This window comes from Streptomyces sp. NPDC049577 (assembly GCF_040675635.1).
Classification (GTDB): Bacteria; Actinomycetota; Actinomycetes; order Streptomycetales; family Streptomycetaceae; genus Streptomyces.
Window position 1 is genome coordinate 1 of the sequence record NZ_JBFAPH010000376.1, and the last position, 5,793, is coordinate 5,793.

Annotated in this window: 6 protein-coding genes and 1 pseudogene; 2 read left to right on the top strand and 5 right to left on the bottom strand. The window is 71.8% G+C overall.

What is annotated here, in order from left to right; genetic code table 11:
* Positions 1–272, top strand: a pseudogene (locus tag AB0K09_RS28745) (hypothetical protein); the annotation flags it as partial.
* Positions 273–359: 87 nt separating this feature from the next.
* Here the strand turns inward: AB0K09_RS28745 and erpA are convergent.
* Positions 360–716 (bottom strand): iron-sulfur cluster insertion protein ErpA, encoded by a 357-nt coding sequence (erpA, locus tag AB0K09_RS28750; RefSeq protein ID WP_336412634.1) that lies wholly within the window; start codon positions 714–716, stop codon positions 360–362.
* Between the two features lie 279 nt (positions 717–995).
* On the opposite strand from erpA, the gene nadA reads away from it, so the two are divergent.
* Positions 996–2,186, top strand: coding sequence for a quinolinate synthase NadA (gene nadA / locus AB0K09_RS28755; RefSeq protein WP_366068335.1), 1,191 nt, complete (start codon positions 996–998; stop codon positions 2,184–2,186).
* 31 nt (positions 2,187–2,217) lie between these two features.
* Here nadA and AB0K09_RS28760 read toward each other — a convergent pair whose 3' ends face one another.
* The 4 genes from AB0K09_RS28760 to AB0K09_RS28775 form a co-directional block, all read right to left on the bottom strand.
* On the bottom strand, positions 2,218–2,910 hold the full coding sequence (locus tag AB0K09_RS28760) for a response regulator transcription factor (RefSeq protein WP_366068336.1): 693 nt from the start codon (positions 2,908–2,910) through the stop codon (positions 2,218–2,220).
* Between the two features lie 5 nt (positions 2,911–2,915).
* Positions 2,916–4,190, bottom strand: a complete 1,275-nt coding sequence (locus AB0K09_RS28765; protein WP_366068337.1) for a histidine kinase — start codon at positions 4,188–4,190, stop codon at positions 2,916–2,918.
* 109 nt (positions 4,191–4,299) lie between these two features.
* Positions 4,300–4,578 carry a hypothetical protein gene (locus AB0K09_RS28770; protein ID WP_366068338.1) on the bottom strand — a complete coding sequence of 93 codons (279 nt, stop codon included), beginning with the start codon at positions 4,576–4,578 and terminating at the stop codon, positions 4,300–4,302.
* A 61-nt stretch (positions 4,579–4,639) separates the two neighbouring features.
* On the bottom strand, positions 4,640–5,437 hold the full coding sequence (locus tag AB0K09_RS28775) for a PspA/IM30 family protein (protein ID WP_366068339.1): 798 nt from the start codon (positions 5,435–5,437) through the stop codon (positions 4,640–4,642).
* Positions 5,438–5,793: the final 356 nt, after the last annotated feature.

Here is a 5,793-nt window from a genome sequence, read left to right on the forward strand (position 1 = left end):
CGGGGACGATGCGCGTCGAGTCGTACAGCGCGAGCGAGGACGGGCGGAAGCTGACCCTGCACTTCTGGGGCGGGATGTGCAGCGACTACGCGGCGTCGGCCGAGGAGTCCGCGACGGCGGTGACGGTGAAGGTCACCGGCACGGAGAAGAACCCCGGCCGGTTCTGCGTGATGATGGCCAAGCGGTTCGACCTGACGGTCACGCTGCAGAAGCCGCTGGACGACCGGCAGGTCGTCGACCTGGGCAGTGGCGCCCGGCTGAAGGAGAGCTGAGGCGGCGGGGCGAAGGCCCCGGGAACGCGCGAAGGCGGTGCCCCGCACGGGGGCACCGCCTTCGCGTTTCCGGCAGCCGGACGACCGTCAGCTGAAGGAGTCGCCGCAGGCGCAGGAGCCGGTGGCGTTCGGGTTGTCGATCGTGAAGCCCTGCTTCTCGATGGTGTCGACGAAGTCGATGGAGGCACCACCCAGGTACGGGGCGCTCATGCGGTCGGTGACGACCTTGACGCCGTCGAAGTCCTTGACGACGTCGCCGTCGAGCGAGCGCTCGTCGAAGAAGAGCTGGTAACGCAGGCCGGAGCAGCCGCCGGGCTGAACCGCGACGCGCAGGGCGAGGTCTTCCCGGCCCTCCTGCTCCAGCAGGCTCTTGACCTTCGCGGCCGCGGCGTCGGACAGGAGGATGCCGTCGCTCGCCGTGGTCTTCTCGTCCTGAACGGACATCTGCTTCACTCCCGGATTTCTCTGCGGACTGCTTGCGCTGACTGCTTGCACGGACTGCTTGTCCCCGCCTGCAACCGCCGGTGCCCCGGATTCATTCCGGGTCTGGTCGTTTCTGACGTACTTCCGGGTTTCATGCTCGCACACGGCCCCGGAGAACGGGAATGTGTCACATCGACGCGATGGCCATCGTCAAACTGACGTGAAGCGGTTATGATAGATAGCGTCAAATTGACGACAAGGCCCCTGGGGCCGTCCGCAGAAACAGAAAGGGTGCGTGTCGTGACCACCGCCCAGCCCTTGGATGTCCAGCCCACTCCGCTCGCCCTGCTGCTGCTCGGCCGCGAGGCCGACCCGCGGAGCGAGCGCGGCGTGGAGTGCCCCGGCGACCTGCCGGCGCCGTCCGACCCGGACCTGGTGGAGCGCGCCCGGGCGGCCAAGGCGAAGCTCGGGGACAAGGTCTTCGTGCTCGGCCACCACTACCAGCGCGACGAGGTCATCCAGTTCGCGGACGTGACCGGCGACTCCTTCAAGCTCGCCCGCGACGCGGCCGCCCGGCCGGACGCCGAGTACATCGTCTTCTGTGGTGTGCACTTCATGGCCGAGTCGGCGGACATCCTGACCGGTGACGCCCAGCAGGTCATCCTCCCCGACCTGGCGGCCGGCTGCTCCATGGCCGACATGGCCACCGCCGAGCAGGTCGCCGAGTGCTGGGACGTCCTGACCGAGGCGGGCGTCGCCGAGGTGACCGTCCCCGTCTCGTACATGAACTCCTCCGCGGACATCAAGGCCTTCACCGGCAAGCACGGCGGCACGATCTGCACCTCGTCCAACGCCGAGCGGGCCCTGAAGTGGGCGTTCGAGCAGGGGGGGCACCGGCAGAACAAGGTGCTGTTCCTGCCGGACCAGCACCTGGGCCGCAACACCGCCGTCCGCGACATGGGCATGTCCCTGGACGACTGCGTGGTCTACAACCCGCACAAGCCGAACGGCGGTCTGACCGCCGAGGAGCTGCGCGGCGCCAAGATGATCCTCTGGCGCGGCCACTGCTCCGTGCACGGCCGCTTCTCGCTCGACTCCGTCAACGACGTGCGTGAGCGCATACCGGGCGTCAACGTCCTGGTGCACCCCGAGTGCCGGCACGAGGTCGTCGCGGCGGCCGACTACGTCGGCTCGACGGAGTACATCATCAAGACCCTGGAGGCCGCCCCGGCCGGCTCCAAGTGGGCCATCGGCACCGAGCTCAACCTCGTACGCCGTCTGGCGAACCGTTTCGCCGACCAGGGCAAGGAGATCGTCTTCCTCGACAAGACGGTCTGCTTCTGCTCGACGATGAACCGCATCGACCTGCCGCACCTGGTCTGGGCCCTGGAGTCCCTCGCCGACGGCAAGGTCGTCAACCGCATCGAGGTCGACCCGGAGGTCGCCAGCTTCTCGAAGCTGGCGCTGGAGCGGATGCTCGCCCTCCCGTAGGGGCGCGGACGACCGGGGGCGGCGCCCCCGGTCACTCCGTCCGCGGCCGGACCAGGCCCGACTCGTAGGCGATGACCACCAGTTGGGCCCGGTCGCGGGCCCCCAGTTTCGCCATCGCGCGGTTCACGTGCGTCTTGACCGTCAGCGGGCTCACCGAGAACAGCTCGCCTATCTCGTCGTTCGACAGTCCCCCGGCGACCTGGACCAGCACCTCCCGCTCCCGCCCCGTGAGCGACGCCAGCCGCCCGTCGTACGCCTCGGCGCGGCGCCCGGCCACGGAGGCCGGCCCCTGCGCGAGGAAGGTCGCGATCAGGCCCTTCGTCGCGGCGGGCGACAGCAGCGCCTCCCCCGCCGCCGCGATCCGGATCGCGGCGAGCAGTTCGTCCGGTTCCGCACCCTTGCCCAGGAAGCCGGACGCGCCCGCGCGCAGCGACTGCACGACGTACTCGTCGACCTCGAAGGTCGTGAGCATCACCACGCGGACCGCCGCCAGCGCGGGGTCGGAGCAGATCTCGCGCGTCGCGGCGAGCCCGTCCGTGCCGGGCATGCGGATGTCCATCAGCACCACGTCCGGCACATGGGCGCGGGCGAGTTCGACCGCCTGCGCCCCGTCCGCGGCCTCCCCCACCACCTCCATGTCCGGCTCGGAGTCCAGCAGGACCCGGAAGGCGCTGCGCAGCAGCGCCTGGTCGTCGGCGAGGAGCACCCTGATCGGATCGGTCATGCCGGTCAGCCTAGTTTCGGCGCCCCGAGCGGCAGACTGGCCCGTACCTCGAAGCCGGCCTCGCCCTCCCCGCGCGGGCCGGCCGAGCAGGTGCCACCGAGGGCCGCGGCCCGTTCGCGCATGCCGGTCAGCCCGTGCCCCCCGGCGCCCGGCGGCGCGCCGCGGCCGTCGCCGCCGTCGTCGACGACGGTCACCAGCAGGCTCTCCGCGCTGCGCAGCAGCGCTATCTCCGCGCGGGCGCCGGGCCCGGCGTGCTTGTGCACATTGGTCAGCGCCTCCTGGACCACCCGGTAGGCGGCGAGGTCGACGGCCGCCGGCAGCGGCCCGAGGACGGCCGCGGCTCCGGCCGCGTCCGTGCCGGAACCGGGGCCCGGCCCCTCTGCCGGCGTCGACACGGCGGCGACCTCCACCCGCAGCCCGACCCGCGCGAAGCCGTCGACGAGCTGGCCGAGCACCCCCAGACCGGGGGCCGGCTCGGTGGGCGCCTCCGGGTCGCCGTACTGGCGCAGCAGGCCCACCGTGGCGCGGAGCTCCGCCAGGGCCGAGCGGCTGGCCTCGCGGACGTGGGCGAGGGCCTCCTTGGCCTGTTCGGGCCGGCTGTCCATGATGTGCGCGGCCACTCCGGCCTGCACGTTGACCAGGGCGATGTGGTGGGCGACGACGTCGTGCAGTTCGCGGGCGATGCGCAGCCGCTCCTCGGCGACGCGCCGCCGGGCCTCCTCCTCCCGGGTGCGCTCGGCCCGCACCGCGCGTTCCTCGACGGCCGCCACATAGGCACGGCGGCTGCGGACGGCGTCCCCGGCGGCGCCGGCCATCCCGGTCCAGGCGAGCAGGCCGACGTTCTCCTGGGCGTACCAGGGCGGCGGCCCGAAGAGCATGACCGTGCCGGTGAGGCCCACGACGGTCACGGCGGCGATGCGCCACGCAGTGGGCCGTTCCGTGCGGGCGGCGACGGTGTAGAGGGCGACGGCGACGGCCGTCGCGGCCTGGGTCCGCGGCGGCCCCTCCCGCACGGTGACCACCACGACGACGGTCAGCGCGCAGGTGGCCGCGAGAACCGCCCGTGGTGCCCGGCGGCGGGCCGCGAGGCAGGCGCAGGCGCCGGCGGAGAGCAGCAGCTGGCCCGGGCCCGGCGGGTACCGGTCGGCGTGCGGACCGAAGTACGAGGCGATGACGACGATCAGGAGGACGGCCGCGGCCAGCAGCGAGTCGGCGGCGAACGGATGCGCGCGCAGCCGGCGGCGGAGCCGGGCGAGGCCCGGGGCGGCGAGGGTGGTCATCGCGGTCCCATCGGCGAAGACCGCGCCCCCGTTCCGCCGGGAGCGCGGCGGTACGGGAGCGCGATGACGTGAGGAAGCGGCGGTGTGGCCGGTCAGCCGGGGATGCCGGTCAGCCGGGGATCAGGCCGTCGTCGCCGAGCATCGCGCGGACCTCGTCCAGGGAGGCGTCCGGCGCGGGCAGAATCAGTCCGGAGGGTTCCAGGGCGTCGTCCGGCAGGGGCGTGCCCAGCCGGCGGACGGCGTCGAGGAGAGCGGCCAGGGTGTCGCGGAAGCCGGCCTCGTCGCCGCCCTCCATGGCTTCGAGCAGCTCGTCGTCCAGCCTGTTGAGCTCGGCGACGTGGCTGTCGGCCAGCTTCACCTGGCCCTCCCCCATGATCCGTACGATCACGACGGTCTCCTCAGCTCGTGACGGCCCTCGCCGGTTCGGGTCGGCTCTCGTCCGATTCTTATCAGCTCTTGTCGAAGCGCGGCTGGTCCTGCGGCCGCGTCTGCTGCGACTGGCCGCCCTGGCCGCCCTCGATCGCCTGCTGGCCGCCGCTCGGGCCGCCGGCCAGCTCGGCCTTCATCCGCTGCAGTTCCAGCTCGACGTCGTTGCCGCCGGAGAGGCGCTCCAGCTCGGCGGTGATGTCGTCCTTGGCCATGCCGGTCGGGTCGTCGAGCGCGCCGGAGGCGAGCAGCTCGTCGATGGCGCCGGCACGGGCCTGCATCTGCGCGGTCTTGTCCTCGGCGCGCTGGATGGCCAGGCCGACGTCGCCCATCTCCTCCGAGATGCCGGAGAAGGCCTCGCCGATCCGGGTCTGGGCCTGGGCGGCGGTGTAGGTGGCCTTGATGGTCTCCTTCTTCGTGCGGAAGGCGTCGACCTTGGCCTGCAGGCGCTGGGAGGCCAGCGTGAGCTTCTCCTCCTCGCCCTGGAGGGTCTGGTGCTGCGTCTGGAGGTCGCTGACCTGCTGCTGGAGCGCGGCACGGCGGGTGAGCGCCTCGCGGGCCAGGTCCTCGCGGCCCAGCGCGAGCGCCTTGCGGCCCTGCTCCTCCAGCTTGGTGGACTGCCCCTCCAGCTGGTTGAGCTGGAGCTCCAGGCGCTTGCGGGACGTCGCCACGTCGGCGACGCCGCGGCGCACCTTCTGCAGCAGCTCGAGCTGCTTCTGGTACGAGTAGTCGAGGGTCTCGCGCGGATCCTCGGCCCGGTCCAGGGCCTTGTTGGCCTTCGCGCGGAAGATCATCCCCATACGCTTCATGACACCGCTCATGGGCTTCGCGCGCCCCCTTCTGACCGAATCGATCGGGCTTCGGCTCCAACACAACCACTACCAGAACCCACAGTACGGGCCCTGCTTCCATTACCGCACTCATCCGACCCGGATGCGCTCCTCCTCCAGGACGATCACAAGGTCACCGTCCTCCGGCCCAAGGCGTAGAGCGAGGGCCTTCCTCCCCGTAGGGACGGTTCGCGTTGCCGGATCGTTCCCCTCGGGACTGGGGCCCATCCCGTCTCACCCCGTACCCTTGGGTCCCGTGTTCCGAAGCCGTTCGAAGGAAGAGCAGTCCGCCAAGGTGACCGCCACCCAGGTCGCCGCGGACCAGCCCAAGCAGCCCCGTGATCCGC